This is a genomic window from Stenotrophomonas oahuensis (assembly GCF_031834595.1).
In the GTDB taxonomy this organism is placed as follows: Bacteria; Pseudomonadota; Gammaproteobacteria; order Xanthomonadales; family Xanthomonadaceae; genus Stenotrophomonas; species Stenotrophomonas oahuensis.
The window spans coordinates 3621038-3647890 of record NZ_CP115541.1 but is presented as its reverse complement, the minus strand read 5'-3'; the positions used below and the strand labels follow the sequence as shown (position 1 = coordinate 3647890).

Annotated in this window: 22 protein-coding genes; 9 read left to right on the top strand and 13 right to left on the bottom strand. The window is 64.1% G+C overall.

From position 1 onward, the window contains the following. Positions 1–57 precede the first annotated feature (57 nt). Genes acnB through PDM29_RS16305 form a run of 3 tightly spaced genes read right to left on the bottom strand, consistent with a single transcriptional unit; the run spans position 58 to position 3331 of the window. Positions 58–2649, bottom strand: coding sequence for a bifunctional aconitate hydratase 2/2-methylisocitrate dehydratase (acnB, locus tag PDM29_RS16315; RefSeq protein WP_311191108.1), 2592 nt, complete (start codon positions 2647–2649; stop codon positions 58–60). Between the two features lie 52 nt (positions 2650–2701). Then, positions 2702–3100, bottom strand: a complete 399-nt coding sequence (locus tag PDM29_RS16310) for a type II toxin-antitoxin system VapC family toxin (RefSeq protein WP_125361015.1) — start codon at positions 3098–3100, stop codon at positions 2702–2704. A 6-nt stretch (positions 3101–3106) separates the two neighbouring features. Next, positions 3107–3331 carry an AbrB/MazE/SpoVT family DNA-binding domain-containing protein gene (locus tag PDM29_RS16305; protein ID WP_282295902.1) on the bottom strand — a complete coding sequence of 75 codons (225 nt, stop codon included), beginning with the start codon at positions 3329–3331 and terminating at the stop codon, positions 3107–3109. A 279-nt stretch (positions 3332–3610) separates the two neighbouring features. Between PDM29_RS16305 and bamE the strand changes: the two genes are divergently transcribed. From bamE to PDM29_RS16285, 4 genes are all read left to right on the top strand, one after another. Beyond that, positions 3611–3973 carry an outer membrane protein assembly factor BamE domain-containing protein gene (gene bamE / locus PDM29_RS16300; protein ID WP_311191107.1) on the top strand — a complete coding sequence of 121 codons (363 nt, stop codon included), beginning with the start codon at positions 3611–3613 and terminating at the stop codon, positions 3971–3973. 379 nt (positions 3974–4352) lie between these two features. After that, positions 4353–4991 (top strand): hypothetical protein, encoded by a 639-nt coding sequence (locus PDM29_RS16295; protein WP_311191106.1) that lies wholly within the window; start codon positions 4353–4355, stop codon positions 4989–4991. Between the two features lie 340 nt (positions 4992–5331). Further along, positions 5332–5979, top strand: a complete 648-nt coding sequence (locus PDM29_RS16290) for a hypothetical protein (RefSeq protein WP_311191105.1) — start codon at positions 5332–5334, stop codon at positions 5977–5979. Positions 5980–6426: 447 nt separating this feature from the next. Continuing rightward, positions 6427–6972 (top strand): hypothetical protein, encoded by a 546-nt coding sequence (locus tag PDM29_RS16285; RefSeq protein WP_311191104.1) that lies wholly within the window; start codon positions 6427–6429, stop codon positions 6970–6972. 51 nt (positions 6973–7023) lie between these two features. Here the strand turns inward: PDM29_RS16285 and PDM29_RS16280 are convergent, their stop codons facing one another. The 5 genes from PDM29_RS16280 to PDM29_RS16260 form a co-directional block, all read right to left on the bottom strand. Continuing rightward, positions 7024–8451, bottom strand: coding sequence for an OprO/OprP family phosphate-selective porin (locus PDM29_RS16280; RefSeq protein ID WP_311191103.1), 1428 nt, complete (start codon positions 8449–8451; stop codon positions 7024–7026). Positions 8452–8551: 100 nt separating this feature from the next. Further along, on the bottom strand, positions 8552–9328 hold the full coding sequence (locus tag PDM29_RS16275) for an ABC transporter permease (RefSeq protein ID WP_311191102.1): 777 nt from the start codon (positions 9326–9328) through the stop codon (positions 8552–8554). Beyond that, positions 9312–10145 carry an ABC transporter ATP-binding protein gene (locus PDM29_RS16270; protein ID WP_311191101.1) on the bottom strand — a complete coding sequence of 278 codons (834 nt, stop codon included), beginning with the start codon at positions 10143–10145 and terminating at the stop codon, positions 9312–9314. The genes PDM29_RS16275 and PDM29_RS16270 overlap by 17 nt, the downstream gene beginning before the upstream one ends. 13 nt (positions 10146–10158) lie before the next feature. Further along, positions 10159–11211: an ABC transporter substrate-binding protein gene (locus PDM29_RS16265; RefSeq protein WP_311191100.1), complete on the bottom strand. Its 1053-nt coding sequence runs from the start codon at positions 11209–11211 to the stop codon at positions 10159–10161. 93 nt (positions 11212–11304) lie between these two features. Continuing rightward, a complete protein-coding gene (locus tag PDM29_RS16260; protein ID WP_311193810.1) occupies positions 11305–12411 on the bottom strand; it encodes a 4-oxalomesaconate tautomerase in 1107 nt (368 codons plus the stop codon). Between the two features lie 108 nt (positions 12412–12519). Here PDM29_RS16260 and PDM29_RS16255 point away from each other — a divergent pair, with 108 nt between their 5' ends. The 5 genes from PDM29_RS16255 (at position 12520) to PDM29_RS16235 (ending at position 19384) form a co-directional block, all read left to right on the top strand. Beyond that, positions 12520–13422, top strand: a complete 903-nt coding sequence (locus tag PDM29_RS16255) for a LysR family transcriptional regulator (RefSeq protein ID WP_311191099.1) — start codon at positions 12520–12522, stop codon at positions 13420–13422. Between the two features lie 169 nt (positions 13423–13591). Beyond that, entirely contained in the window at positions 13592–16348 is a 2757-nt protein-coding gene (acnA, locus tag PDM29_RS16250) for an aconitate hydratase AcnA (protein ID WP_311191098.1), read from the top strand. A 168-nt stretch (positions 16349–16516) separates the two neighbouring features. Beyond that, entirely contained in the window at positions 16517–16888 is a 372-nt protein-coding gene (locus PDM29_RS16245) for a type II toxin-antitoxin system prevent-host-death family antitoxin (protein WP_311191097.1), read from the top strand. Further along, a complete protein-coding gene (locus tag PDM29_RS16240) occupies positions 16888–17550 on the top strand; it encodes an ATPase (RefSeq protein WP_311191096.1) in 663 nt (220 codons plus the stop codon). The genes PDM29_RS16245 and PDM29_RS16240 overlap by 1 nt, the downstream gene beginning before the upstream one ends. A gap of 157 nt (positions 17551–17707) precedes the next feature. Beyond that, a complete protein-coding gene (locus PDM29_RS16235) occupies positions 17708–19384 on the top strand; it encodes a long-chain fatty acid--CoA ligase (protein WP_311191095.1) in 1677 nt (558 codons plus the stop codon). A gap of 59 nt (positions 19385–19443) precedes the next feature. Here PDM29_RS16235 and PDM29_RS16230 read toward each other — a convergent pair whose 3' ends face one another. From PDM29_RS16230 to prfB, 5 genes are all read right to left on the bottom strand, one after another. Beyond that, on the bottom strand, positions 19444–20316 hold the full coding sequence (locus PDM29_RS16230; protein ID WP_311191094.1) for a crotonase/enoyl-CoA hydratase family protein: 873 nt from the start codon (positions 20314–20316) through the stop codon (positions 19444–19446). Positions 20317–20583: 267 nt separating this feature from the next. Beyond that, on the bottom strand, positions 20584–22677 hold the full coding sequence (locus tag PDM29_RS16225; protein WP_311193809.1) for an ATP-binding protein: 2094 nt from the start codon (positions 22675–22677) through the stop codon (positions 20584–20586). Positions 22678–22795: 118 nt separating this feature from the next. Next, positions 22796–23881, bottom strand: a complete 1086-nt coding sequence (gene rpfG, locus PDM29_RS16220; protein ID WP_311191093.1) for a cyclic di-GMP phosphodiesterase response regulator RpfG — start codon at positions 23879–23881, stop codon at positions 22796–22798. Between the two features lie 252 nt (positions 23882–24133). Continuing rightward, positions 24134–25651 (bottom strand): lysine--tRNA ligase, encoded by a 1518-nt coding sequence (lysS, locus tag PDM29_RS16215; RefSeq protein WP_311191092.1) that lies wholly within the window; start codon positions 25649–25651, stop codon positions 24134–24136. A gap of 43 nt (positions 25652–25694) precedes the next feature. Continuing rightward, positions 25695–26820, bottom strand: a protein-coding gene (prfB, locus tag PDM29_RS16210; protein WP_311193808.1) for a peptide chain release factor 2 whose coding sequence is annotated in 2 segments (ribosomal slippage) — positions 25695–26744 and positions 26746–26820 — 1125 coding nt in all. Because the reading frame shifts where the segments join, the coding sequence is not laid out codon by codon here. Positions 26821–26853: the final 33 nt, after the last annotated feature.

Sequence of the window (26853 nt, the reverse complement as noted above, 5' to 3'; positions counted from 1 at the left end):
GACACAAACAAAAACCCCCGGCTTTCACCGGGGGTTTTCGTTCAACGCATCAACCGATCAGGCAGCAACCGTCTTGGCGACGTCCTGATATTCCTCGATCTGGTCGAAGTTCATGTAGCGGTAGATCTCGCTGCCGCTGGCAGCGATCACGCCCACATCGGCCATGTACTCTTCCTTGGTCGGGATGCGACCCAGACGCGAGCAGATCGCGGCCAGTTCGGCCGAACCCAGGTACACGTTGGTGTTACGGCCCAGACGGTTCGGGAAGTTGCGGGTCGAGGTCGACATCGCGGTGGAACCTTCGCGGATCTGCGCCTGGTTGCCCATGCACAGCGAGCAGCCCGGCATTTCCATGCGCGCGCCCGTGGCACCGAAGGTGCCGTACACGCCTTCCTTGGTCAGCTCGGAGGCGTCCATCTTGGTCGGCGGAGCCACCCACAGGCGGGTCGGCAGGTCACGCTTGCCTTCCAGCAGCTTTGCAGCCGCACGGAAGTGACCGATGTTGGTCATGCACGAACCGATGAACACTTCGTCGATCTTGGCACCGGCCACTTCGGACAGGGTCTTCACGTCGTCCGGGTCGTTCGGGCAGGCCACGATCGGCTCGTGGATGTCGGCCAGGTCGATCTCGATGACGGCGGCGTACTCGGCGTCGGCATCCGGCTCCAGCAGGTTCGGGTTGGCCAGCCACGCTTCCATCTTCTCGATGCGACGCTGCAGCGAACGCGGATCCTGGTAACCCTCGGCAATCATCCACTTCAGCAGGGTGATGTTGCTGGTCAGGTACTCGATGATCGGTTCCTTGTTCAGGCGCACCGAGCAACCGGCGGCCGAACGCTCGGCCGAGGCGTCGGACAGTTCGAACGCCTGTTCGACCTTCAGCTCCGGCAGACCTTCGATTTCCAGGATGCGGCCGGAGAAGATGTTCTTCTTGCCCGCCTTGGCCACGGTCAGCAGACCAGACTTGATCGCGTACAGCGGAATCGCGTTGACCAGGTCACGCAGGGTCACGCCCGGCTGCATCTGGCCCTTGAAACGCACCAGCACCGATTCCGGCATGTCCAGCGGCATCACGCCGGTGGCCGCAGCGAAGGCCACCAGGCCCGAACCGGCCGGGAACGAAATGCCCACCGGGAAACGGGTGTGCGAGTCGCCGCCGGTGCCGACGGTGTCGGGCAGCAGCATGCGGTTGAGCCAGCTGTGGATCACGCCATCGCCCGGACGCAGCGAGATGCCGCCACGGGTGGAGATGAACTCCGGCAGCGTGTGGTGGGTCTTCACGTCCACCGGCTTCGGGTAAGCGGCGGTGTGGCAGAACGACTGCATCACCAGGTCGGCCGAGAAGCCCAGGCAGGCAAGGTCCTTCAGCTCGTCGCGGGTCATCGGGCCGGTGGTGTCCTGCGAACCGACCGAGGTCATCTTCGGTTCGCAGTAGGTGCCCGGGCGCATGCCCTGGCCTTCCGGCAGACCGCAGGCGCGGCCGACCATCTTCTGTGCCAGCGAGAAGCCCTTGCCGGTGTCGACCGGCTGCACCGGCAGGCGGAACAGGTCGGTCGGAGCCAGGCCCAGCGCTTCACGCGCCTTGCCGGTCAGGCCGCGGCCCACGATCAGCGGAATGCGGCCACCGGCGCGCACTTCGTCGAACAGCACTTCGGACTTCACTTCGAACTCGGCGATCACTTCGCCGTTCTTCAGCGCCTTGCCGTCGTATGGACGCAGTTCCACCACGTCACCGTGGTTCATCTGCGAAACGTCCAGCTCGATCGGCAGTGCGCCGGCATCTTCCATGGTGTTGTAGAAGATCGGCGCGATCTTGCCACCCAGGCAGACGCCACCGGCGCGCTTGTTCGGGATGTACGGAATGTCATCGCCGGTCCACCACAGCACGCTGTTGGTCGCCGACTTGCGCGAGGAACCGGTGCCGACCACGTCGCCCACGTAGGCGACCAGGTGGCCCTTGTCCTTCAGCGACAGGATCTGCTGGATCGGACCGCGCTTGCCGTCTTCTTCCGGAGTGAACGGGGCGTCGTCGCGCTTGTTCTTCAGCATCGCCAGGGCGTGCATCGGAATGTCCGGACGGGTGGTCGCGTCCGGGGCCGGCGACAGGTCGTCGGTGTTGGTTTCGCCCGGCACCTTGAACACCGTGATGGTCATGCTCTGCGGCACCTCCGGCTTGCTGGTGAACCATTCGGCGTCGGCCCAGCTCTGCAGCACGGACTGGGCATTGGCGTTGCCGGCCTTGGCCTTGTCCTGCACGTCGTGGAAGGCATCGAACACCAGCAGCGTGTTCTTCAGGCCGTCAGCGGCGATGGTGCCGACGCTGGCATCGTCCAGCAGCTGGACCAGCGGGGCCACGTTGTAGCCGCCCAGCATGGTGCCCAGCAGTTCGGTGGCGCGCTCGCGGCTGATCAGCGGGTTCTGCTCGCTGCCCAGCGCAATGGCGGCCAGGTACGAGGCCTTGACCTTGGCGGCGTCATCGACGCCGGCCGGCACGCGGTGGGTCAGCAGGTCGAGCAGGAACTCGGCCTCGCCTGCCGGCGGGTTCTTCAGCAGTTCAATGACGTCGGCCGTCTGCTGGGCGGTCAGCGGCAGCGGCGGGATGCCAAGCGCGGCGCGCTCGGCTACGTGGTGGCGATAGGCTTCCAACATGACAACTCCCGGGTAATACGTTGAATGAAACAGTGAAAGGAATGCAGCGGGCTCAGGCGTTCGGCACGATCAGCTTCAGGCCCTTGAAGTAGTCGCGGTAAAACGTGTCGTTCCAGGTGATCAAGCCGTCGCACTGCAGCAGTGCATGGGCCCCCACCATGAAGTCGTCCAGGCTGCGGCGGGTACTGCCGCGCTGGCGGTGACGGCGGTGCATCTCACCGGCGCGCAGGGCGGACTTGGCCTCCAGCGCATTGAAATGGACACCCATTTCTTCCAGCGCTTCCAGCACCTCGGCTCCGCCGCGCAGGCTGGCGCAGACTTCGGCCAGTGTGGCTCCACACACCACCACCTTGCCGCTGACCAGGCTCTGCCGCAGGCAGGCTTCAACCGCGTCGGCCTGCGGGCCATTGCTCAGCAGTTCCACCAGCACCGGTGAATCGACGGCGATCATCACGGATCAGTCCTCGTCGCGCACCGCGCGGACGGCGGCCTGGGCCGAATCGAAGCCGTCCAGGGCGAATTTTCCACGGGCGCGCGATATGGCGTCGTCAACGCTCTTGCGCAGGATGATGCGGCTGCCGTCCAGCTCGACTTTCAGCTGGGTGCCCTTGGTCAGGCCCAGCGCGTCGCGCACGGCCTTGGGCAGCGTGATCTGACCGCGTTCAGCGACAGTGGCTTCCATCGGGTACGCCCTCTTCGGTATGCACAAATTATACATACTTTCGCCACCATACCGCCACTGCCCAGAGCGGATGGCCGAGATCAGGGTGGCCCTTGTTTCTTACCGTTCAGCGACTTGCGTCGCCCCTTCAGCCGGTAATTTGACGCAATTGGCAGTATTTCACCGGCATATCGGTACTATGGGCGCGCAGCCTCGCTGCCGGAGCAGGACGCCCCGTTGGGACCCTGCCCGACCACCCGGCTCACGCCACCCATCGAATTTGAGAAGGACATCCCAACGATGCGTATTTCCGCCCTCGCCCTGGCCGCCGTTCTGGCCGCTCCGCTTGCCTTATCCGTCGCTCCCGCACACGCCAATCCGTTCGGCGGCGTGAAGAGCGGCGTGGAAATCACTGACAAGACGCTTGAAGCGATCGAAGTCGGCAAGGCCACCAAGGACCAGATCCAGGACGCCTTCGGTGCCCCGACCCGCCGTGAGCAGCTGGGTGACGAGCAGGTCTGGTACTACGACTACGCCAAGATCGGCCACTTCAAGAACAAGCAGGAATCGACCGTGTTCGAGTTCGGCAAGGATGGCGTGCTGAAGAAGAAGTCGCGCGGCGCAGCTCCGGCCAAGACCGGCAACCCGTTCCTGGGCGGCTGAGTCCAGCGGACAATGCGGACCTGACGGGGTGCCACTGGCACCCCGTTTTCATTTCCGGGTGCCTTCTTGAAACGCATGGACCGTTTGGACCGTTTGGACCGTTTGGACTGCATGAACTGCATGAACTGCACCGGTAGGGTCGCACGACAGTCGACCGCCGATATCGGCACAACGACCGGTGGGGCATGAACGTTGAACGGAGGCATTGGCCAGATGAGGTCCATGCGTTAAAGCACCGATCGCCGTTATCGGCAGGCGTCTTGCGACCGCCTCTACCCATGCCAGATGCCAACACCTCCACTTAACAGGCAGTGGCACTACCATCCAGCCAGGTTCAGCGATGACGGGGGTCAACGCTTCAGTTCTGGAGGAACCAGACATGACCAGCAAAACCCCTCGCTATGAACATATCGGCATTCACTTTGAGCCGCCCGCGATGTACGTGTCCCCGATGGAGGGATACGGGGCTCAGTTGGCGACGATCCACACAACCGCCCCATTCCCCGATGCAGACGCCTTCTCATACACGCTCAATGGGATTGAAGGCCCGGTTCCGAACGTCAAGCTCTTCTTCTTCCATCAAGGCGGTGGCGTTCGCGTAGAGCCTGAATTCATCGAGAGTTACGACGGTCCGTGGCCCGCCCAGTTGGAAGTCATCTATTCAAAGAATGGAAAGCCTGCTGATCTGGGTCGACTACCGCTTCTCAACCCGCTTACCGCCGTTGCAGCCTATATGCGCATCGCGATGTCTGGATCGCCCTGCGTGATCCCGCAGGACGATTGGCCGGGACGGGTCGCGGTGAATCCTCACGTCTACGATGCCAATCATATTCCCATCACATACATGCACGGGGTGGAGGTCCAGTTGCTGGATCACGACTCAGGCATCGCCCAGAATCGCGAGTCGTTCTCCATTTACTCAAACGCTACGCCCGGGGATTACCGCGTACGCATCACGACGATCTGGGGGCTTGAGGAAACCGTCACGTTCACTCTGGTGTCGGGTGCGCCAATTTGAATGGCTTGCAGGCATGACGGCGGCGGCAAGACGGGATGCGCTTCATGCATCCCGCTTCTCCGCGGAATCTCCTCTCACGCGGTTCGAGGGCTCGGTAGAGTCGCACGACAGTCGACTGCCGATAGTGGTGCAACGACCGGTGGGGCATGAACGTTGAACGGAAGCGTTGGCCTGGAGGGGTCCATGCGTCAAAGCACCGATCACCGTTATCGGCAGGCGTCTTGCGACCGCCTCTACCAATGCCAAATTCCAACACCTCCACTTAACAGGCAGTGGCACTACCATCCAGCCAGGTTCAGCGATGACGGGGGTCAACGCTTCAGTTCTGGAGGAACCAGACATGACCAGCAAGACCCCTAGCTCCAAGCACAACGAAGACTTCATCGGCATGGCGTTCGTGCCCATCGCCCTGTATGCGCCGCAGGTGCATCACACGCTTCAGATTGCCATCATGCATACCCTGCTTCCATCGCTTGATCCGACAGCATTTGACTACACCGTCAATGGCGTCCCAGGCCCGGAAGAAGGCATAGAGTTGATCATCGTCGAAGGATCCGGCTTCGGCCAAGTGCAGGTGCACACGTACTTTGCCCGCCAATACAACGGCCCTTGGCCCGTTCTTTTGGAAATTCGCTATCTGAAGGAAGGCGTTCCAGTAGATCGCGCCTTCCTGCAGCTCAGGGAATCGAGCGACATGAAGCCACGGCACATGCATGTCCAACCCTCAACCACCTCCGTGAAGATCCCCCCGCCTGGCGAAGAGAGCATGGTCTACTTCTCCATCACCCTGTTTGACGAAGACCACGTTCCCCTTCCCTTCGATGACAACTACTGGGACCTGGAACTCGCTGAGACCGTGCAGGGTGTGTACGTGAAGCAGAACCAGTTGCGTGTCGCCCCCGGTGCCCAACCGGGCAGGCTGACTGCGCGGGTGACGGCGAAAGGCGGCTTGGCGCAGACCTTCAAGATCGACGTCGTAGCACCCTGAGTCAGCGGCGGGGTGCCATTGGCACCCCGTTTTCGTTACATGGACCGCATCGGTAGAGTCGCACGACAGTCGACTCCCGATAGTGGTGCAACGACCGGTGCGGCATGAACGTTGAACGGAGGCGTTGGCCAGATGAGGTCCATGCGTCAAAGCACCGATCAACGTTATCGGCAGGCGTCTTGCGACCGCCTCTACCAATGCCAACTTCCAACACCTCCACTTAACGGGAAGTGGCATTACCATCCAGCCAGGTTCAGCGATGACGGGGGTCAACGTTTCAGCTCTGGAGGAACCAGACATGACCAGCAAGAACCGTCGCACAGAACCTGCCGTGGATGTCGCCGCAACCGCCGAGGCAAAGCAACGCAACGAACATATCGGCATCGTTTTCCAGCCACGAGCGGTGTACGCCCCCGCCTGTCGCACCAGCGTACGCAGAAGGCCATCATGCAAACCCTTCTGGGAGAACTTGATCGGGAGGATTTCGATACCGCGTTGAACAGTAGTGCTGGGGAGGTTCAAGGGATCTACTTCGGCATCGGAGATGGCGCACATGTGGGAACCGTTCGGATTGACCACACATTTGCGGAGAACTACACCGGGCCATGGCCGGCCAATCTGGAAGTTCGCTATCTAAAGGACGGCAGACCGGTTGACCTCGGGGTGCTGCAGATACGTGATGGCCGGAATGTAGTCCCAACCCACATGCGCACCAAAATTGGGCCGCTGACGGTTCAGGTCCCTGTGCCGAACGAGGAGAAGACGGTCACCGCCCTGGCATTTCTGTACGATGCGGACTGGATCGAACTTCCTTTTGAACGCGATACCTGGGAGTTCCATCTGGACCATCCGCGCCTTGGCTTGGTACTCAATGACAACCAGCTCCTGATCCAGCACGGCGTCGAGCCCGGCCCTGTGCCGTTGCGGATTACCGCGATCGGCGGGCTGGAGGAACGCTTCATCGTCAACATCGTACCGATTGCGCTGCCCTGATACGACATCGCAATCACGGTGCCGGTGGGACCGGCACCGTTTGTGCCCTGCTTAGAACGCCACCTGCAACCGCGTATTGAACGTGGTGCCTTCATCCTTGCCCTGCACCGCGCCACTGCGGTTATCGGTTTCCCACCGGATTACATCGAACATCACCCGGCTGTAGTCGTTGAGGTACCAGTTCGCGCCCAGTGTCCAGGCGTGGCCGGTGCCGCCGGTGGGCAGCTCGGCGTAGTCCACGTCTTCATAGCGCCCGCGCAGTTCCCACGCACCGCGACCACCGCTGGTGACCGGGTCGGCCACCTTGACCTTGCCCCAGGTACCGGCCTTGGCCGAGTACGACGGGCTGGCCCCGCTCAGGAACCAGCCAGCCGACACTGCCCAGGCATCGTGGTCGAGGTCATAACGGCCGCTCGCGCCGGCCCCGCGCAGGTTGCGTGTGCCCCACTCACCCGTTGCCCAGCCCTGACCGAAATAACCGGCGGCTTCGAAGCCATAGGCGGTGCTGCGGTCGGTGCCAGCCAACGTCCCCGGGGTGATCTTGACCAGATCATTGAAATGGCCGGCAATCGCCGAGCTGCGCAGCACGCCGGTGGAGCCGGCGGCGATTTCCTCATGGAATGCCCACGCCCCCAGGTGCAGCGTGGCCGCCTTGCTGACCAGCGGGTTCCAGTGCACGCGGGTGGCCCAGGTCTGGCTGTCGTTGTTGTCGCCGACGTTGTTCAGATCGTTGCCGGCCACGGACAGGCTGGCGTGCCAGTTCTTGCCGTACACGCGCTCGGTGAAGCCAACACCGAACAGGCCGCGCTGCGGCAGCATCAGCGTGCCGACCACGTTGCGGTCCGGGAACGGCGTGTTGGAGGTGCTGCTGGAACCGTCGATGCCGCGGTCGTTCAAGCGATTACCCACGGTCAGGTCGGCGGGCAGCCCGAACAGCTTGTGGTCGACGGTGGCGTACACCGACTTCCACGCCACTTCGTTGTCGGCGAAGTCGCCTTCCACCGCCCAGCCCAGAATGCCGTAGCGCCCTTCCGCGCCCAGACGAACCGAACGGATCTCGGTACCGTTGATGTTGCGGTCGTTGCTGGACGAGCCGTCGGTGCTGGAACCGTCCACGAACAGACGACCGCGCGGACGGAAGCTTACGTTGCCGTCGGCGCTGGTGAACTCCGGCGCGCCTTTGCTGAAGGAAATCTTCGGTGCCTTCGACTGCTGGGTTTCCAGCTTGGCCACGCGGGTTTCGAGTTCCGGGGTCGGTGTAGCTGCAGGTGTCGCTACGGCGGTGCCGGTGCCTTCCAGCGCGTCAAGGCGGGATTGAAGCTGCTGGATCTGCTGCGCCTGCTGCTGCACCAGCGCGGTGAGCTCAGCCTGGCTCAGCGGAGCCGGCGGCGTGGACTGCGCGGCGGCGTGGCCGCTGGCCAGTAACAGGCCAAGCGCCACCGACAGCGCTACGCGAGGCAGCACGGGATACGTGTTCATGGGTTCTCTCCAACCCGCCGGCCGCTGGCCTGGCGGGTGCATTGCGATGATGCGGGGGAAATGTGTGTCGCGGTGCCCGGCGAGGCCGGGCACCTGACCATCAGCTGGTCGCGCCCTGCTGCGCGTTCGGACGCCAGGTGATCACCCGGTTCTCGACGATATCCAGCAGGGCGTCGATCACCAGCACGAAGGCCGCCAGGATGATGATGCCGGCGAATACGCCCACCGCGTTGAAGTTGCCTTCGGCCTGCGCGATCAGGTAGCCCAGACCGGCCGAAGCACCAAGGTACTCGCCGATGATCGCACCCACCACCGCAAAGCCAACCGACGTACGCAGCGAGGACAGGATCCAGCTGGCCGCCGCCGGGAAGTACACATGGCGCAGCAGGTCACTGCGGCTGGCCCCCAGAATGCGGGCATTGGCCAGCACTACCGGGTTGACTTCACGCACGCCCTGCATGGCGTTGAAGAAGGTGGTGAAGAACACCAGCGTCACCGCCAGCGCTACTTTCGACCACAGCCCCAGACCCAGCCACAGCACGAAGATCGGAGCCAGCACTACACGCGGAATCGCATTGAAGCCCTTGATGAAGGGATCCAGGATGCGTGCCGAACGCCGGCTCAGCCCCAGCCACACACCACCGGCCACGCCCAGCGCGGTACCGATCAGGTAGCCGAGCGCGGTTTCGGTCAGGGTGATGTACACGTGCTGGTAGAACGAGGTATCCGACAGCCAGGTCCACGACTGTTTGGCAATGGCGGTGGGAGCTGGGAAGAAGAACGGGTCGATCCAACCCATTGCAATGCCGCCTTCCCAACCACCGAAGACAAGGATGATCAGCGCGAGCTGGATGAATTTGTCAGTCCTGGCGTGCATAGCTCTTCTCCACTTCGCCGCGCAGGCAGGCCCAGATATCGCGGTACAGGTCGGTAAAACGTTCGTCGAGTTTGATTTCCGCCACGTTGCGCGGGCGCTCCAGATCTACGTCGAAGCTGCGCACCACGCGGCTGGCGGGACCGGAAGACAGCACCACCACGCGGTCACCCAGCGCAATCGCCTCTTCCAGGTCGTGTGTGATCAGGATCACCGAGCGGCGATCTTCCTGCCACAGCCGCAGCAGTTCGTTCTGCATCAGGTGACGGGTGTGGATGTCCAGCGCCGAGAACGGCTCGTCCATCAGGATCACCTTCGGCTCCACGATCAGCGCCTGCGCCATCTGCACGCGCTTGCGCTGGCCGCCGGAGAGCTGATGCGGATACCGGTGTTCGAAACCGGTCAGCCCCACTTTCGCCAGCCACGCGTTGACCTTCTGCTTGCGCTCTGCATCGCTGACGCCACGGAACTTCAAGCCCAGTTCGACGTTCTGGTACGCGGTCTTCCACGGCAGCAGCGCGTCCTGCTGGAACAGATAGCCCACTGACTCCTGCACGCCGTTCACGGCGCGCCCGTCAATGCTGACCTCGCCGGCCGAGGGCTTCAGCAGCCCGGCCACAGAATTGAGGATGGTGCTTTTGCCGCAGCCGGTGGGGCCGACAATGGCGAGAAACTCGCCATTGCCCACCTGGATGTCGACGTCGCGTACGGCGGTGAAATCGCCGAAGGACATGGTGACCTGGTTGATCGCAACCATGGTCTGTGCAGGCTCCAGCTGCGGTGCGCCGTTGAGCTTGCGCACGGTGGCATTGGTGGCCATGGGTTACCTCCGCTTAGTTCTGGGCAGCCGGGGCCGAGGCGCTGGCGCGCTCGACGAAGGCATTGGTGTAGGTCTTGGACAGGTCGATATCGTGGTTGGCGACGTCCTTGTTGAACTCGCGCAGCACCTTCAGCGGTGTTTCCAGGTCGGCCGGGGTGAAGTGGCCATCCTTGGTGAAGATGGCGCGGGCGTTCTCGACCGCACGGGCATAGGTGGCACGGTCGCCGGAGACGTAGCTGTCCGGCAGTGCGGCGACGATGTCTTCGGCGCTGTTGTCGGCGATGAACTTCAGCGCCTTCTGCTCGGCACGCGCAATCTTCTCGGCCGCGTCCGGGCGCTGCTCCAGGAAGCTCTGGTTGGCATACATCACCGAGGTCGGGTACAGGCCGCCGTAGACCTGGCGGGCACCGTCGTCGCTGCGTGCGTCGATGATGATCTTGCCGACCTTGCGCTCGGTGATCAGCGTGGCGGCCGGGTCGTAGTTCACCAGCAGGTCGATCTTGCCCTGCTCCAGCGCGGCCACGGCCGCGGCACCCGAACCCACGCCGATCAGCGAAATGCTGTCGACCGGGATGTCATGCTGGGCCAGGAAGTGGCGCACGAAGAAGTCCGACGATGACCCCGGTGCGGTGATGCCCACTTTCTGGCCCTTGATCGTTTCCGGACGCGCCGGGTCGAAGGTCGCATCGTCGCGGCCGGCCATGACCAGGCCGGAGTTGCGCGACAGCAGCACGAAGGCGACAACGTCCTTCTGCTTGGCCTGCATCTGGATGGTGTGGTCATAGAAGCCCACCGCCACGTCGGTGGAATTGGCGACCAGCGCCTGCAGCACCTTTGAACCGCCCTGGGCGAAGTTCTCGGTCTTCACCTCCAGACCCACTTCCTTGAAGTAGCCCTTGGAATCGGCGATGAAGAACGGCAGATTGTTGAGGTTGTAAGACCCCACGCTGATGCGGACGGGTGCATTGTCGCCGCCGCTGGCGGCCCCTTCGGAGCCACTCTTGCCACAGCCGGCAACAGCCAGGCTTGCCGCGACCAGCGCGGTCATCAGAAATCGCTTGTACATCTATCCCTCCCAGGATGTGCTGCTACGTGTAACGGTGTTTCGGTGGAGGGCGGAAGGTCGTGCCAGGGGCGCGGCCTGCCGTCCAGGGTCAGGTCATGCCGCTGAAGTCCATTGCGTGGTTTCGGTGGCAATCGGCGTGGTGGCGAACACCCGGCCTTCAAACAGGCGGCGGGCCGTGCGTACCACGCTGGCCACAACCGGCGCGTGTTCCGAGCTGCGACTCAAGCCCACGTCCAGGGCACCGCTCGGATGTTCGAGAGTAATCAAAGTGGGCACTGCGTCACACCCGACAAACGTGTTAGCCAACGTGCCCGGCGTTGCAACCGCGGTTGCAATGCCCACGCCGCCGGTGATCGCCAGCGCCGTATGGCATTGATGTGGCATGAAATAACGCACCTGCAGGGTGCCGCCATGTTGCGGTGCGGAAAGCAAAACGGGTTTAGGAATCACCTTGTTGCCCGCATCGGCGATGCCCATGCGTTCGCCTGCCTGGATGCGAATGGCTTCCATCCGCGCCATCAGCTCACGGTTGGCGTTGAGCTCAGCCGGCGATTCCCCACCCTGCACGCCCAGGTCGCTGGCGCGGATCAGCACCATCGGCATCGCACAATCAATCAGGCTGACATCGGCACCATCGATCTGCTCCATCGCATGTCCACTGGGCAGCAGCTTGCCGGTGCGCGCGCCCGCCGCGTCGAGAAACGCAAGCTGCACCGGCGCGGCACCGCCGGGTGCGCCGGCAATATGGGTGTCACCGCGATACACCACCTGGCCGCCCGGCGTTTCCACCGTTGCCACGATCACCTTGCCGGTGTTGACGTTGTGGATACGCACCTCAGTGCGCGGATGATGCGCCTGCACCAGGCCCCGTTCGATGGCGTACGGACCCACTGCGGCCAGCATGTTGCCGCAGTTCGGTGAGGTATCCACCAGACGCTGCTCCACTTTCACCTGCGCGAACAGGTAGTCCACGTCGGCATCTTCGCGGCTGGCCTTGTCGATGATCGCGACCTTGCTGGTCAGTGCATTGCCGCCACCAATCCCGTCGATCTGCAGCGGATGCCCCGAGCCCATCACCTCCACCAGCAGCCGGTCACGTGCCGCGGTGTCGGCCGGCAGGTCGGATGCCAGGAAGAACGGCCCCTTGGAGGTGCCGCCGCGCATCAGGACGCAGGGAATCGAGGTGAGATCGTTGGACATACGTGTGGTAGATTGATGCTTATAGCGGATGAATATCACCCTGTGATTCGATACTGGCATGACCCCGATTGATCTGTGAATTGCTGATTTTTGGATGATTAATGCCCCATGAGCATCAATTGCGAAATTCTCGACCTGCGCGCCTTTCTGCTGGTGGCCGAAACCCGCAGCTTCCACCGTGCCGCTGAAACGCTGCACGTCTCGCAGCCGGCACTCAGCCGGCGCATACAGAAGCTGGAACAGGCGGTCGGTTCACCGCTGCTCGAACGCACCACGCGCAGCGTCAGCACCACCGCCGTAGGTGAAAACCTGCTGCCGCTGGTACGACGCATGATTGAAGAGTTCGATGGCTCGCTGTTCTCACTACGTGGCCACGACGACACGCGCGGTGCCACGGTGACCATCGCCTGCCTGCCAACGGCCGCGTTCTACTTCCTGCCGAGCGTGATGGCTCGCTTCCATGACGCGCACCCGAACGTGCGCTTCCGCATTCTCGACATTCCCGCCACTGAAGGCCTGCAGGCGGTGGAGCGTGGTGAAGTGGAGTTCGGCATCAATTTCATGGGTGCCAACGACCCCAACCTGGACTTCGACGTGCTCGCCGAAGATCCGTTCGTGCTCGCCTGCCGCCGCGATCATCCGCTGGCGAAAAAGCGAAAGGTGGAATGGTCCGACCTGGCCCGCCATCAGTTGATCACCGTGCACCGCACCAGCGGCAACCGCACCCTGCTCGATGGCGCATTGGCACGCGAAAACCTCAAGCTCAGCTGGCACTACGAGGTGACTCACTTGTCCACCTCGCTCGGCATGGTCGAAGCCGGCATCGGCGTATCGGTGCTGCCGAAGATGGCCACGCCGGACGGTGACCACCCCATCCTGGTCACCCGCCCGATCGGCAACCCGGTCGTGTCGCGCACCATTGGCATCGTGCGCCGGCGCGGCGCCCTGCTCTCACCCAGCGCCGAACGTTTCCTGCAGATGCTGATGAGCCAGTGGCGAGGGAAGCCGTGACACGAAGGCTACATACGAATGTATAACCTTGCGTTCTGAGCCCGTGGTGCTGCGGGCCTGCCGGCATCGGCCATACTGGGCCCCTGCCCGGCCGGCCCGTCCCGCCGGCCACCGCAAGCAGGCCCGTGCGCGGGCCATTGCAAGCCATCCGCAAGAGGAGTTTCCCCGCATGAGCGATTCGTTCTCCACCCGCAGCCAGCTGGATGTCGGCGGCGCGGCCTACGACTACTTCAGCCTGCTTAAGCTGGGCCAGCAGTTCGACATCTCCCACCTGCCCTATTCGATGAAGATCCTGCTGGAGAACCTGCTCCGGCACGAGGACGGCGGTGCCACCGTCGGCCGCGAGCACATCGAGGCCGTGGCCAAGTGGGACCCCAAGGCCGAACCGGACGTGGAGATCGCCTTCATGCCGGCCCGCGTGGTGCTGCAGGACTTCACCGGCGTGCCCTGCGTGGTCGACCTGGCGGCGATGCGCGATGCGGTGGTCAAGCTGGGCGGCCGCCCGGAACAGATCAACCCGCAGATTCCCTCCGAACTGGTCATCGACCACTCGGTGCAGGTGGACGTGTTCGGCAAGCCCGAGGCACTGGACCTCAACGGCAAGATCGAGTTCCAGCGCAACCAGGAACGCTATGGCTTCCTGCGCTGGGGCCAGAAGGCGTTCGACAACTTCAAGGTGGTGCCGCCCAACACCGGCATCGTCCACCAGGTGAACCTGGAGAACCTGGCCCGTGTGGTGATGACCGCGGACAAGGACGGCAAGGCAGTGGCCTACCCGGACACGGTGTTCGGCACCGACAGCCATACCACCATGATCAACGGCATTGGCGTGCTGGGCTGGGGCGTGGGCGGCATCGAAGCCGAAGCGGCCATGCTCGGCCAGCCTTCTTCGATGCTGATTCCGCAGGTGGTGGGCTTCAAGCTGACCGGCAAGCTGCCGGAAGGGGCCACTGCCACCGACCTGGTGCTGACCGTCACCCAGATGCTGCGCAAGCACGGCGTGGTCGGCAAGTTCGTCGAGTTCTTCGGTGAAGGCCTGCAGCACCTGCCGCTCGCCGACCGCGCCACCATCGGCAACATGGCACCGGAATACGGTGCCACCTGCGGCATCTTCCCGATCGACCAGGAGTCACTGAACTACCTGCGCCTGTCTGGCCGCAGCGAAGAGCAGATCGCGTTGGTCGAAGCCTATGCCAAGGCCCAGGGCCTGTGGCACGACGCCAACAGCCCGCACGCCAGCTACAGCGCCACGCTGGAACTGGACATGGGTGAGGTGAAGCCGTCGCTGGCCGGCCCGAAGCGGCCGCAGGACCGGGTGCTGCTGCAGGACGTGAAGCAGAATTACCGCGACAACCTGGGCGGACTGACCACCAACCGCGACAAGCGCAACGAGGACGTGTCGAAATTCGTCAACGAAGGTGGCGGCGCGGCAGTCGGCAACGAACAGCTGGCCAAGGGCTATTCGGATGTGGAGCTGGACGGTCAGCGCTTCCGCCTGAAGGACGGCGCGGTGGTCATCGCGGCGATCACCTCATGCACCAACACCTCCAACCCGGCGGTGATGATCGGGGCCGGCCTGCTGGCCCGCAACGCGGCCGCCAAGGGGCTGGACCGCAAGCCGTGGGTGAAGACCTCGCTCGGCCCAGGCTCGCGTGTGGTGACCGACTATCTGGAAAAGGCAGGCGTGCTCACCGAACTGGAAAAGGTGGGCTTCTACGTGGTCGGCTACGGCTGCACCACCTGCATCGGCAACTCCGGCCCGCTGCCCACCGAGGTCAGCGCCGGCATTGCCGCCGGTGACCTGGTGGTGACCTCGGTGCTGTCGGGCAACCGCAACTTCGAAGGCCGCGTGCACCCCGAAGTGAAAATGAACTACCTGGCCAGCCCGCCGCTGGTGGTGGCCTATGCGATTGCCGGCACCACCGACATCGACCTGACCACCGAACCGCTCGGCACCGGCAGCGATGGCCAGCCGGTCTACCTGCGGGACATCTGGCCGAGCAACAAGGAAATCGGCGACGTCATCGCCGCGACCATCGGCCCGGAGATGTTCAAGCAGAACTACGCCGACGTGTTCAAGGGCGACTCGCGCTGGAACACCATCCAGTCGCCGGAAGGCAATCTGTATGAGTGGGACGGTGCATCGACCTACATCAAGAACCCGCCCTACTTCGACGGCATGACCATGCAGGTCGGCCATGTCGACGATGTGCACGGTGCGCGGGTGATGGGCCTGTTCGGTGATTCGATCACCACCGACCACATCTCGCCGGCCGGCAACATCAAGAAAGATTCACCCGCAGGGCGCTTCCTGCAGGAACGCGGTGTGCAGCCAGCCGACTTCAACAGCTACGGCAGCCGCCGCGGCAACGATGACGTGATGGTGCGCGGCACCTTCGCCAACATCCGCATCAAGAACCTGATGTTCGGCGGTGAGGAAGGCGGCAACACGCTGTACTTCCCGAAGGCCGGTGGCGAGCCGGAAAAGCTGGCGATCTACGACGCGGCGATGAAGTACAAGGCCGACGGTGTGCCGCTGGTGGTGTTCGCAGGCAAGGAATATGGCACCGGTTCATCGCGCGACTGGGCGGCCAAGGGCACCAACCTGCTCGGGGTGAAGGCGGTGATGGCCGAGAGCTTCGAGCGCATCCATCGTTCCAACCTGGTCGGCATGGGCGTGCTGCCGCTGCAGTTCCAGGCCGGCGAGAACGCACAAAGCCTGGGCCTGGATGGGTCGGAGGTGGTCGACATCACCGGACTGCAGGACGGGGCCAGCAAGACCGCCACGGTCACCGCGGCCAAGGCGGATGGCACGGTGGTGACCTTCAAGGCCCACGTGATGCTGCTGACGCCGAAGGAAGTGGAGTACTTCAAGCATGGCGGCCTGCTGCAGTACGTGCTGCGGCAGTTGGCGGCCAAGGGGTAACACACCCCCGGTCACGACCAACGGTCGTGACCTACCGGAATCGGGGTGGCGCATGGCGGTTGGTCGTGCGCCCAACCTGAATCAGACATTTTTCCTATTTTTCATTAAATTCCCATTTTATCCCATCCGCGCTATGCTCGGGCCATCGCTGCTGCCGGAATCTCCGCCATGTTGCACGCCCTCAAGTTCGACCCGATCACCGAGCTGACCCGCACCACCGCCTCGTCGGTGAAGGAGCACTGGCGCAAGGTCATGCAGGACGTGCGTGACCAGCAGGCGGTGCTGGTCACCAACCACAACGAACCGCAGGCGGTGATCATCTCGGCCGAGCAGTACCAGGCCCTGCAGGCGCAGGTCGTGGGCCTGCAGCGCGACCTGGCCTCGCTGCGTGAGCAGAGCCCGGTGCTGCAGCAGCTGCGCGACAGCTTCGACGCGCGCTTGTCCTCGCTGGATGCGGCCGGGGCCGGCAACAAGGCCCGCGCCCTGTTGCGCAAGCCGGCACGCCTGAAGGGCAAGGTCGCGGCCGGTACCGGCTACTGATGCCGCGTCCCTTCCTGTTCGTACTGGCCGGCGTCAACGGGGCCGGCAAGAGTTCCATCGGTGGGCACCTGCTGCGTCAGGCCGGGCTGGACTGGTTCAATCCGGACAGCTGGGCCCGCCAGCTGCGTACCGAAATGGGCATGGATCAGGCCCAGGCCAATGCGCAGGCCTGGACCGAAGGCGTGGAGCGGATCAAGCGTGCGCTGACCGAGCGCCGCAACCACGCGTTCGAGACCACCCTGGGTGGCCGCTCCATCGCCGCACTGCTGGCCGAAGCCACCGCCACCCACGACGTGCTGATGTGGTACTGCGGGCTGCCCTCGCCCGAGCATCATCTGGCCCGCGTGCAGGCCCGCGTACGCGCAGGTGGCCACCCGATCAACGAAGCCGACATCCGTCGCCGCTACCCGCTGGCGCTGGCCAATCTGGCCACACTGATGCCGCGCCTGGCCCAGCTGCAGGTCTACGACAACAGCGCCGATGCTGCCCCCGGCGAGGCGGTACCGGACCCGCAGCTGGTGCTGCAGATGGAGGCCGGGCAGCTGGTCTGGCCTGAGCCGGACGATGCCGAGCAGCTGCGCCAGACCCCGGATTGGGCCGTGCCGGTGATGGAAGCTGCGCTGCAGTGCAGCGAAAACAGCGCCGGCGGAAGTGCCGCATGATGGGCAAACGCCTCGCTACGGCCAGGCTGAACGGGCCTTGTGCACACCTGCTTCACAAATCCTTCGCGTTTTCCATTCGGCCCGGTATGCTGCCCACTGCCGAAACGACGGATACTCACCGTCACCGCACACCATCAACGTTTCCTGGAGGGGGAATATGAGTCTGGAACGTCCCTGGCTGAACAGCTATCCCGCCGGCGTGCCCGCCGAGATCGACGTCAACGAATTCGCTTCGGTCTCGGCCGTATTCGATACCTCGGTTGCCAAGTTCCGCGACCGCCCTGCCTACTCCAGCTTCGGCAAGGTACTCACCTACGGTGAAACCGACGCCCTGGTCGAACAGTTCGCCGCGTATCTGCTGGGCGAACTGAAGCTCAAGAAGGGTGACCGCGTCGCCCTGATGATGCCCAACTGCCTGCAGTACCCAGTGGCCACCTTCGGCGTGCTGCGCGCCGGCCTGACCGTGGTCAACGTCAACCCGCTGTACACCGCCCGCGAGCTGAAACACCAGCTGGTCGACTCCGGCGCGGCCGTGCTGGTGGTGGTCGACAACTTCGGTGACACCGTGCAGCAGGTCATCGCTGATACCCAGGTCAAGCAGGTCATCACTACCGGTCTGGGCGACATGCTCGGTGCCAAGGGCGTGCTGGTGAACTTCGTGCTGAAGTACATCAAGAAGATGGTGCCGAACTACAGCATCCGCGGCGCGATCCGTTTCAATCAGGCGCTGAAGCTGGGCAGCCAGCACACCTTGCCGAAGGTGGAAATGGACCACGACGACGTGGCGTTCCTGCAGTACACCGGCGGCACCACCGGCGTGGCCAAGGGTGCCATGCTGACCAACCGCAATCTGGTCGCCAACATGCAGCAGGCCTCGGCGTGGATTTCCGCGTCCGGCATCGAGATGGGCAAGGAGTGGATCATCACCGCCCTGCCGCTGTACCACATCTTCGCACTCACCGCGAACGGCCTGGTCTTCATGAAGTTCGGTGGCTGCAACCACCTGATCACCAATCCGCGCGACATGAAGGGCTTCGTCAAGGAGCTCAAGTCGACGCGCTTCACCGCCATCACCGGCGTCAACACGCTGTTCAACGGCCTGCTCAACACCCCCGGCTTCGACCAGATCGACTTCTCGTCGATGAAGGTCACCCTGGGTGGCGGCATGGCCGTGCAGCGCGCCGTCGCCGAGCGCTGGAAGAAGGTTACCGGGGTCACTCTGGTGGAGGCCTACGGCCTGACCGAAACCTCGCCGGCCGCGTGCATCAACCCGCTCAACCTGGCCGAGTACAACGGAGCCATCGGCCTGCCGATTCCGTCCACTGATGCCTGCGTGAAGAACGACGACGGCCAGACCATGACCCCCGGTGACGTCGGCGAGCTGTGCATCCGCGGCCCGCAGGTGATGAAGGGTTACTGGCAGCGCCCGGAAGAAACCGCCAAGGCGATCGACGCCGACGGCTGGCTGCACACCGGCGACATGGCGCGCATGGACGAGCACGGCTTCTTCTACATCGTCGACCGCAAGAAGGACATGATTCTGGTGTCCGGCTTCAACGTCTACCCGAACGAAGTGGAAGACGTGATCGCGATGATGCCGGGCGTGCTGGAAGTGGCCGCAGTGGGCGTGCCGGATGACAAGTCCGGCGAGATCGTGAAGGTGGTCATCGTCAAGAAGGACCCGAACCTCACCGCCGAGCAGGTCAAGGAGCACGCACGTGCCAACCTGACCGGGTACAAGCATCCGAAGATCGTGGAATTCCGCAAGGAACTGCCGAAGACCAACGTCGGCAAGATCCTGCGCCGCGAACTGCGCGACGCACCGGCGGAGTAAGGTCTGAAACAAAGAAGGCCCGGCGATTGCCGGGCCTTCAGTTCCCCCTGATTCCGGCGTTACGCCGCATCGGACTGGGCACGGCGCGTCTGCGCCTTGATCAGCCGGTCCATGGTGCGCAGCGACTTGTCTTCCAGAGCGAGCGCGGATTCCACCCAGATCTTGGTGATTTCCAGCAGCTCGTCATAGCTCACCGCCTGAGCCAGATTGCGCGCCGCGTTCATGGCCAGGTACGTGCGCGGGGTGCGCTGGTGCTGGCGAATCAGGTCTTCCACGGCCTTCATGCCCTGCCCCTTCGGCACCAGCACGTCGACCACGCCCATCGCATACATTTCTTCGGCGCTGTACACACGCCCTTCCAGGATGATCTTCTCGGCGACCTGCGGGGCGACGCGGCGGCACAGGAACGAGTACGCGCCCATGCCCGGGAACAGGCCAAACAGCACCTCAGGCAGGCCCATGCCGCTGCCCGCTTCGGCCACGATGGTGTGGCAGGCCAGCGCCATTTCCAGGCCGCCGCCCAAGGCATCGCCCTGGATCAGCGCAATGGAACGCACATCGCCGCCGAAGCCGGTGTGCAGGTGATGCACGCCTTCCACGCAACGCTGCGCGTAGGCCAGCAGGCGGTCACGGTTGCCTTCACGGATGAGCCGTGCGAACAGCTCCAGGTCGCCGCCGAGGTTGTAGGCGGTGGCATCGGATGCCAACACGAAATGACGCAGCCTGCCACTGGCGCGCTCGGCCGGGCTGGCGGTGATCTCGCTCATCACTGTCCACATTTCATCCAGCATGTCCTTGCGGCAGCAGGGGCGTATGCCGGTGGCGGCGTCGGCGTGCATGAACAACCAGTGCGCGGCGTTGTCATGCGTGGTCTCGGTGCGGATGGTGGCGTAGCCGCGGGGGGTGGTGGGGAGCTTTTCGATCGTTTGCATGGCAATTTCCTCGGCGAGTTGGCCTGGAGGGAGGACGGTGGGCGGCAGGCCTGACGGGTCCACACGCCGCGATCCTACACCGGGGAAGCGCGGCGCAATGCAAACATGCATACGAGCCGCAACGGCTCCTATGTGAACGGTGTTCAGGGACGACGGAATGCTGCATGACGCGCATGGCGCGTCACTACGCGGGTCCACGCATGGCCCGCGGAATGCGACGGATCACGGTTCACCTGTAGGGACGCGCCATGCGCGTCCGCCGGGGCATCAGCCGATGTCGATATCGCTGTCGCCGGTGACCGCACTGGGGTGCATGCGTGCCGCCAATGCCTGCCGGCCTTCCTTCACTGCCGCGCGGATCTGCTTCATCCGCTCCTTCCACTCGCTCTTGAGCTGCCAGTCGGCCATGTGCATGACCTCACCGGAACGGAACGCCACCCGCACCAGACCCAGGTTGCTGGCCACGCCTTTGATCGCATGCGCCTGCTCACGCAGCAGCACCCAGTCGCCGCGCTCCCCCGCCTCGTTGGCCGTTACCAGGCACTGCTTGGCGTCCACCAGACACTGCCGGATGAACTCCTGCTCGAAGCTCTCTCCCATGCCCAGCGAGGCCAGCTCATCCAGCACGCCGGAGTCGAGCACGCCGACCCCGACTGCAGGAGCGGGCACCACGTTGACCCGCGGCTTGCGCGCGTCGTTGCTGGCAATCTCCGCCAGCGTGTCGAGCAGGCGCACCGGCACCACCGGCTTGCCGAAGAAGGTATGCGCACCGGCCTGGGTGCACTGCTGGATCGACTCGGGGGTCACATCGGCGCTGAGCACCAGTACTGGCGTACGCGCTCCACCGCCGGACTGCATCACACGCAGCTCCTTCAGCATGTCCAGCCCGCTCATGCCCGGCATGTGCAGATCGACAATGGCGACGTCGTAATCGCTTTCGGCCATGGCATCCAGCACGGCTTCGCCGCCGTTGACGCACACCACCTTGTGCCCGGCCTTCTGCAGCAGGCGCTGCAGCACCAAGCGGTTGGCCTGGTGATCGTCGGCCACCAGCACCTTCATGCTGCGCACGCGCGCGCGGTGGCGCAGGAACGGGTCGGCGAAGGCAATGACGTTGCCTGCCCCGCCCGGTGCGGACTCACCGACCACGGCCGGGGTGAAGCGGCCCTGCTCCACCGGCGGCAGCGCGAACGGCAGCTCGAACCAGAAATGGCTGCCCTGCGGCGGGTTGTCGGCGAAGCCGATGTCACCGCCCATGGCCTCGACCAAGCCACGCGCAATCGAGGTGCCGAGGCCGGAGCCCTCATGGCGGCGGCCGAGACTGACGTCGGCCTGCTCGAACGCCCGGAACAGACGCGGCACCATCTCCGGATTGACGCCGATACCGGTATCGAAGATGTCGAAGCGCAGCCGCACCCGGCCGTCGCCCGCTTCACCCAGTAATCCGACCCGGATCTCCACCTTGCCATGCTCGGTGAACTTGACCGCGTTGCCGGCCAGGTTGAGCAGAATCTGGCGCAGATGGCCAAGGTCGCCGCGCAACAGCAGCGGCACCGCCTCGTCTACCTTCACTACGTAGTCCAGGCGCTTCACCCGTGCCTGCGGCATCAGGATCAGGCCCATCGACTGGATCACATCGGCCAGCGCGAAGTCTTCCTCGACAACACGCAGCTTGCCGGCCTCGATGGCCGAGATGTCCAGCACCTCCTCGACCAGCGTCAGCAGGCTGCGCGACGAGGCCTGGATGGTGTTCACGCATTCGCGCTGCTCTTCATCCAGCTGGGTGGTGGCCAGCACCTCGGTCATGCCCGAAAGACCGTTGAGCGGGGTGCGGAACTCGTGGCTCATGTTGGCCAGGAAGCGGCTCTTGGCCTCGCTGGCGCGGCGCGCCTCGTCCATGGCGCGGGTCAGCTGGCGCAGCAGGGTGGCGAAATACAGCGGCACTGCGGCCAGACCCAGCCACAGGCCGAAGCCCAGGCGCGCGTTGTCACGCCAGTAGTCAGTGGTCAGCATGGTCACGCCGAAGCTGACCAGCGCCATGCCCACGGCGGCATACAGGTAGCGGTTGCCGAAGCGCATGCCGTTGCCCACCGTGACCCACATCACCACGATGTAGACCCAGGCCAGCGGCTCACCCATCTGCACCATGCCTGCGGCGATCAGGCCGTAGTCGGCCAGCATGCCGGCCACGCGGCGCGGGTCCGAACGCCCCGGCCGTGCCAGCAGCCAACCGAACAACATTACCGACAAGGTCAGGCCGGTCAGCACGATGCCCAGCACCACCTGGTACTGGTGGTGCGGCAGGTCATTGCGCACGTTTGGCATCAGCACGTAGGCGAGGATCAGCACGATCAGCACCATGCGCACGATGGCCTGCCCGTGCTCGCTGTCCGGGCGACCGCTCAGCCGCGCGCGCAGAAACGCCAGGGCACCGCTCGCACCGAGACGCTGCCTCACTTTCTGGAACACACCGCCCATGTCACATCCCCGGTCGGGACGACGCAACGGAATGCTGCGCGCAGATCTCGTCCAACTGGACGCGACCGCGCAGCAGCGCATCCACGCAGCGCGGGTCGAACAGACGACCGCGTTGCGCGTACAGATAGGCCAAAGTGGCTTCCATGCTCCAAGCTTCCTTGTAAGGTCTCGGCGAGATCAGGGCGTCGAAGACGTCGGCCACCGCCACGATCCGCGCTTCCAGCGGGATCGCCTCGCCAACCAGGCCGTCGGGATACCCGCTGCCGTCATACCGTTCGTGGTGGCGCAGCGCGATCAGCGCGCCCACCTGGATGAACCGGTTCTGGCTGCCACTGAGCAGCTCGTAACCGATTCGGGGGTGCCGGCGCATGATCGCCAGCTCTTCGTCGTTGAGTTTACCCTGCTTGAGCAGTACCGAGTCGGGAATGGCGATCTTGCCCATGTCGTGCAGGGGCGCGGCCATTTCGATCAGTCGCACCTCTTCTTCGGGCAGACCCAGCTGTTCGGCAATCAGCCCGGCCACATGGGCCATGCGCTCCAGGTAGGCACTGGTGCCGGCGTCGCGGAACTCGATCGCGCGGGCCAGCCGCGACAGCGTTTCGCGCTCGCGCTCTTCCACCTCGTGCATGCTGGCCAGCAGGCGCTGTTCCAGTGACAGTGCACGCTGCTTCACGTTCTCGGATTGCTGGCGCAACTGCAGCAGGTTGTAGCAGCGCGCGCGCAGTTCGCGCGGGCGGATCGGTTTGACCAGGAAGTCGATCACCCCGGCTTCCAGAGCGGCCTGGCGAATCGGCTCGTCACCCACCACGGTGATCAGAATCACCGGAATATCGCGGTGTTTGGGCAGACGGCGGAAGCGGCGGGCAAACTCCAGCCCGTCCATTTCCGGCATGCGGTAATCCAGCAGCAGCAGATCGACGGCATTGGATTCGCACCACGCCAGCGCGGTGAGCGGGTCACCGAAATCGTGCACGCTCAGTTCCGGCGCGATGTCTTCGATGACATGGCGCAGCATCGTGCGCGCGGACGTCTGATCGTCAACGATGACAATATTCAAGGCTGCTTCCGTCGTCTGCCGGGACCACATTGGAACAGGCTGTGTAAAGGATACTCCGCCACCTTGCACACCGGGACCTTGCACGCGTCACCTCCGCTCATGATCGCCCCAGTTCATGATCGTGGTCACAGTGTGAAGTCAGCGTCAGCTGCCCGCAACCCACCATGATCCGTGGCCAGAGTGCCTGGGAATCCATGAGGCCACGCAGAAACCATACTCGCGCGGCCATGTCGGCGAAAGCCCCGGGGGACGGCCCTTTCCGGGCCATCCGAGACGCCGGTCTCAGTTTTCCGGGCGCATGTAGGGGAACAGCAGCACGTCGCGGATCGAGCTGCTGCCGGTCAGCAGCATCACGAGGCGGTCGATGCCGATGCCCAGACCCCCTGTCGGGGCCATACCGTACTCCAGCGCACGGATGTAATCGGCGTCGTAGTGCATGGCCTCGTCGTCGCCGCCTTCCTTCGCCGCCACCTGCGCCTGGAAGCGCGCTGCCTGGTCTTCCGGGTCGTTCAGCTCGGAGAATCCGTTGGCCAGCTCCTTGCCGTTGATGAACAGCTCGAAGCGGTCGGTGTAGCCCGGGTCGTTGTCGTTGGCACGGGCCAGCGGCGAGACCTCGACCGGGTGGTCAGTGATGAAGGTCGGCTGGATCAGGGTGTGTTCCACCGTGGCCTCGAAGATCTCCAGCAGCAGCTTGCCCCAGCCGTAGGACGGCTTGACCCGGATCTTCAGGCGTTCACAGTGGCGCAGCAGGGCGTCACGGTCGGTGCAGTCGGCCGCGCTGATTTCCGGATTGTGGTGGCGGACCGCCTCGTCCATGCGCCAGCGGCGGAACGCCGGGCCCAGGTCGATCTTTGCGCCGTCCCATTCCACCTCGGTGGTGCCGAGCACGCTCTGGGCGACGTCACGAATGACGTTTTCGGTCAGATCCATGATCTCGTTGTACGTGGCATAGGCCTCGTACAGCTCCATCATGGTGAATTCCGGGTTGTGGCGGGTGCTGACGCCTTCGTTGCGGAAGTTGCGGTTGATCTCGTACACCCGCTCCAGGCCGCCCACGGTCAGGCGCTTGAGGTACAGCTCCGGGGCCACGCGCAGGTACAGGTCCAGGTCGAGCGCGTTGTGGTGGGTGGTGAACGGCTTGGCCGTGGCACCGCCGGGGATGTAATGCATCATCGGCGTCTCGACTTCCAGGAAGTCGCGACTGTCCAGCCACGCACGCATCGCACGGATGATGCGCGAGCGCTTGATGAACACTTCGCGCGATTCCGGGGTGACGATCAGGTCGACGTAGCGCTGGCGGTAGCGCTGCTCCACATCGGCCAGACCGTGCCACTTGTCCGGCAGTGGACGCAGCGACTTGGTCAGCAGGCGGATGCTGGTGGCCTTGACCGACAGTTCGCCGGTCTTGGTCCGGGTCAGCCCGCCTTCAACGGCGATGATGTCGCCCACGTCCCAGCCCTTGAACGCGGTATAGACGTCGCCCAGGGCATTGCCCTGCAGGAACAGCTGGATGCGGCCGGATTCGTCCTGGATCTGGGCGAAGCTGGCCTTGCCCATCACCCGCTTGGCCATCAGGCGGCCAGCCATCTTCACCTGGCGGCCGTTGGCCTCCAGGGTTTCGGCGGTCCACTGCTCGGCATCGGCGTACTCGGCCTGCAGGCTGCCGGCGAAGTCTTCACGGCGGAAGTCGTTCGGGTAGGCAATGCCCTGCCCGCGCAGCGCGGTCAGTTTCGCGCGGCGCTCGGCGATGAGGCTGTTCTCGTCGACGGGGGTCTGCGGCGCGGGGGTCTGATCGTTCATGGCGTGGTCGCTGGTCTTGTGCGGGGGATACAAAGGGAGGGAATTACGCGTCGAGGCGCTTGGAGCCGACTTCCAGGCCGGACTTCAGGCTGGCTTCGACGAACTCGTCGAGGTCGCCATCGAGCACCTTCTGCGTATCGGAACGCTCGATGCCGGTGCGCAGGTCCTTGATACGGCTCTGGTCGAGCACGTAGTTGCGGATCTGGCTGCCCCAGCCGATGTCGGACTTGGTCGCTTCCACGGCGTCCTTTTCCGCGTTGCGCTTCTGGATTTCAAGCTCGTACAGCTTGGCGGCCAGCATCTTCATCGCGTTGTCGCGGTTCTGGTGCTGGCTGCGGCCAGTCTGGCAGGCCACCACGATGCCGCTGGGCACGTGGGTGATACGCACCGCCGACTCGGTCTTGTTGACGTGCTGACCACCGGCACCGGAGGAGCGGTACACGTCGGTGCGCAGGTCAGCCGGGTTGATGGTGATGTCGATGTTGTCGTCGATTTCCGGCGACACGAACACCGAGGTGAAGCTGGTGTGGCGACGGTTGTCGGAGTCGAACGGCGACTTGCGCACCAGGCGGTGCACGCCGGTTTCGGTCTTCAGCCAGCCATAGGCATAGTCGCCTTCCACGCGCAGCGTGGCCGACTTGATGCCAGCGACGTCACCGCCGGAGACCTCCATCAGTTCGGTCTTCCAGCCGCGCGATTCGCACCAGCGCAGGTACATGCGCAGCAGGATTTCGGCCCAATCCTGGGCTTCGGTGCCACCGGCACCGGCCTGGATGTCGACGAAGGCGGCCGCGCTGTCCATCTCGCCGGAGAACATGCGCTGGAATTCCAGCTGTTCCACGTGCTTCTGGTACTTGTCCAGGTCGGCGACCACGGCCAGCGCGGTGTCTTCGTCCTGCTCGCTTTCAGCCAGTTCCAGCAGTTCGGTGCTTTCGGTCAACCCGTCCAGGATGGTGGCGATGCCGCCCACCGTCTTGTCCAGCAGGGAGCGTTCCTTGCCCAGGTTCTGGGCATACTCCGGGTTGTTCCAGATGTCGGGGTTTTCCAGTTCCCGGGTTACTTCTTCCAGACGCTCTTTCTTGGCGTCGTAGTCAAAGATACCCCCTGAGCGAGACCACGCGATCGGTCAGATCGGTGATTCGCTGGCGCACGGGATTGAGCTCGATCATATCGGCAGTCATGAAGGCTTGGACAAGACCGCC

What these genes read in the sequence shown, in the direction of transcription:
- PDM29_RS16305 (WP_282295902.1), bottom strand. Translation starts at nt 3,331, where the DNA reads ATGGAAGCCACTGTCGCTGAACGCGGTCAGATCACGCTGCCCAAGGCC.
- PDM29_RS16285 (WP_311191104.1), top strand. Translation starts at nt 6,427, where the DNA reads ATGCAAACCCTTCTGGGAGAACTTGATCGGGAGGATTTCGATACCGCG.
- PDM29_RS16280 (WP_311191103.1), bottom strand. Translation starts at nt 8,451, where the DNA reads ATGAACACGTATCCCGTGCTGCCTCGCGTAGCGCTGTCGGTGGCGCTT.
- bamE (WP_311191107.1), top strand. Translation starts at nt 3,611, where the DNA reads ATGCGTATTTCCGCCCTCGCCCTGGCCGCCGTTCTGGCCGCTCCGCTT.
- PDM29_RS16245 (WP_311191097.1), top strand. Translation starts at nt 16,517, where the DNA reads ATGTTGCACGCCCTCAAGTTCGACCCGATCACCGAGCTGACCCGCACC.
- rpfG (WP_311191093.1), bottom strand. Translation starts at nt 23,881, where the DNA reads ATGTGGTCCCGGCAGACGACGGAAGCAGCCTTGAATATTGTCATCGTT.
- PDM29_RS16255 (WP_311191099.1), top strand. Translation starts at nt 12,520, where the DNA reads ATGAGCATCAATTGCGAAATTCTCGACCTGCGCGCCTTTCTGCTGGTG.
- PDM29_RS16270 (WP_311191101.1), bottom strand. Translation starts at nt 10,145, where the DNA reads ATGGCCACCAATGCCACCGTGCGCAAGCTCAACGGCGCACCGCAGCTG.
- PDM29_RS16225 (WP_311193809.1), bottom strand. Translation starts at nt 22,677, where the DNA reads ATGGTGCTGATCGTGCTGATCCTCGCCTACGTGCTGATGCCAAACGTG.
- PDM29_RS16230 (WP_311191094.1), bottom strand. Translation starts at nt 20,316, where the DNA reads ATGCAAACGATCGAAAAGCTCCCCACCACCCCCCGCGGCTACGCCACC.
- acnB (WP_311191108.1), bottom strand. Translation starts at nt 2,649, where the DNA reads ATGTTGGAAGCCTATCGCCACCACGTAGCCGAGCGCGCCGCGCTTGGC.
- lysS (WP_311191092.1), bottom strand. Translation starts at nt 25,651, where the DNA reads ATGAACGATCAGACCCCCGCGCCGCAGACCCCCGTCGACGAGAACAGC.
- PDM29_RS16235 (WP_311191095.1), top strand. Translation starts at nt 17,708, where the DNA reads ATGAGTCTGGAACGTCCCTGGCTGAACAGCTATCCCGCCGGCGTGCCC.
- PDM29_RS16265 (WP_311191100.1), bottom strand. Translation starts at nt 11,211, where the DNA reads ATGTACAAGCGATTTCTGATGACCGCGCTGGTCGCGGCAAGCCTGGCT.
- PDM29_RS16260 (WP_311193810.1), bottom strand. Translation starts at nt 12,411, where the DNA reads ATGTCCAACGATCTCACCTCGATTCCCTGCGTCCTGATGCGCGGCGGC.
- PDM29_RS16275 (WP_311191102.1), bottom strand. Translation starts at nt 9,328, where the DNA reads ATGCACGCCAGGACTGACAAATTCATCCAGCTCGCGCTGATCATCCTT.
- PDM29_RS16310 (WP_125361015.1), bottom strand. Translation starts at nt 3,100, where the DNA reads ATGATCGCCGTCGATTCACCGGTGCTGGTGGAACTGCTGAGCAATGGC.
- PDM29_RS16240 (WP_311191096.1), top strand. Translation starts at nt 16,888, where the DNA reads ATGCCGCGTCCCTTCCTGTTCGTACTGGCCGGCGTCAACGGGGCCGGC.
- PDM29_RS16290 (WP_311191105.1), top strand. Translation starts at nt 5,332, where the DNA reads ATGACCAGCAAGACCCCTAGCTCCAAGCACAACGAAGACTTCATCGGC.
- acnA (WP_311191098.1), top strand. Translation starts at nt 13,592, where the DNA reads ATGAGCGATTCGTTCTCCACCCGCAGCCAGCTGGATGTCGGCGGCGCG.
- PDM29_RS16295 (WP_311191106.1), top strand. Translation starts at nt 4,353, where the DNA reads ATGACCAGCAAAACCCCTCGCTATGAACATATCGGCATTCACTTTGAG.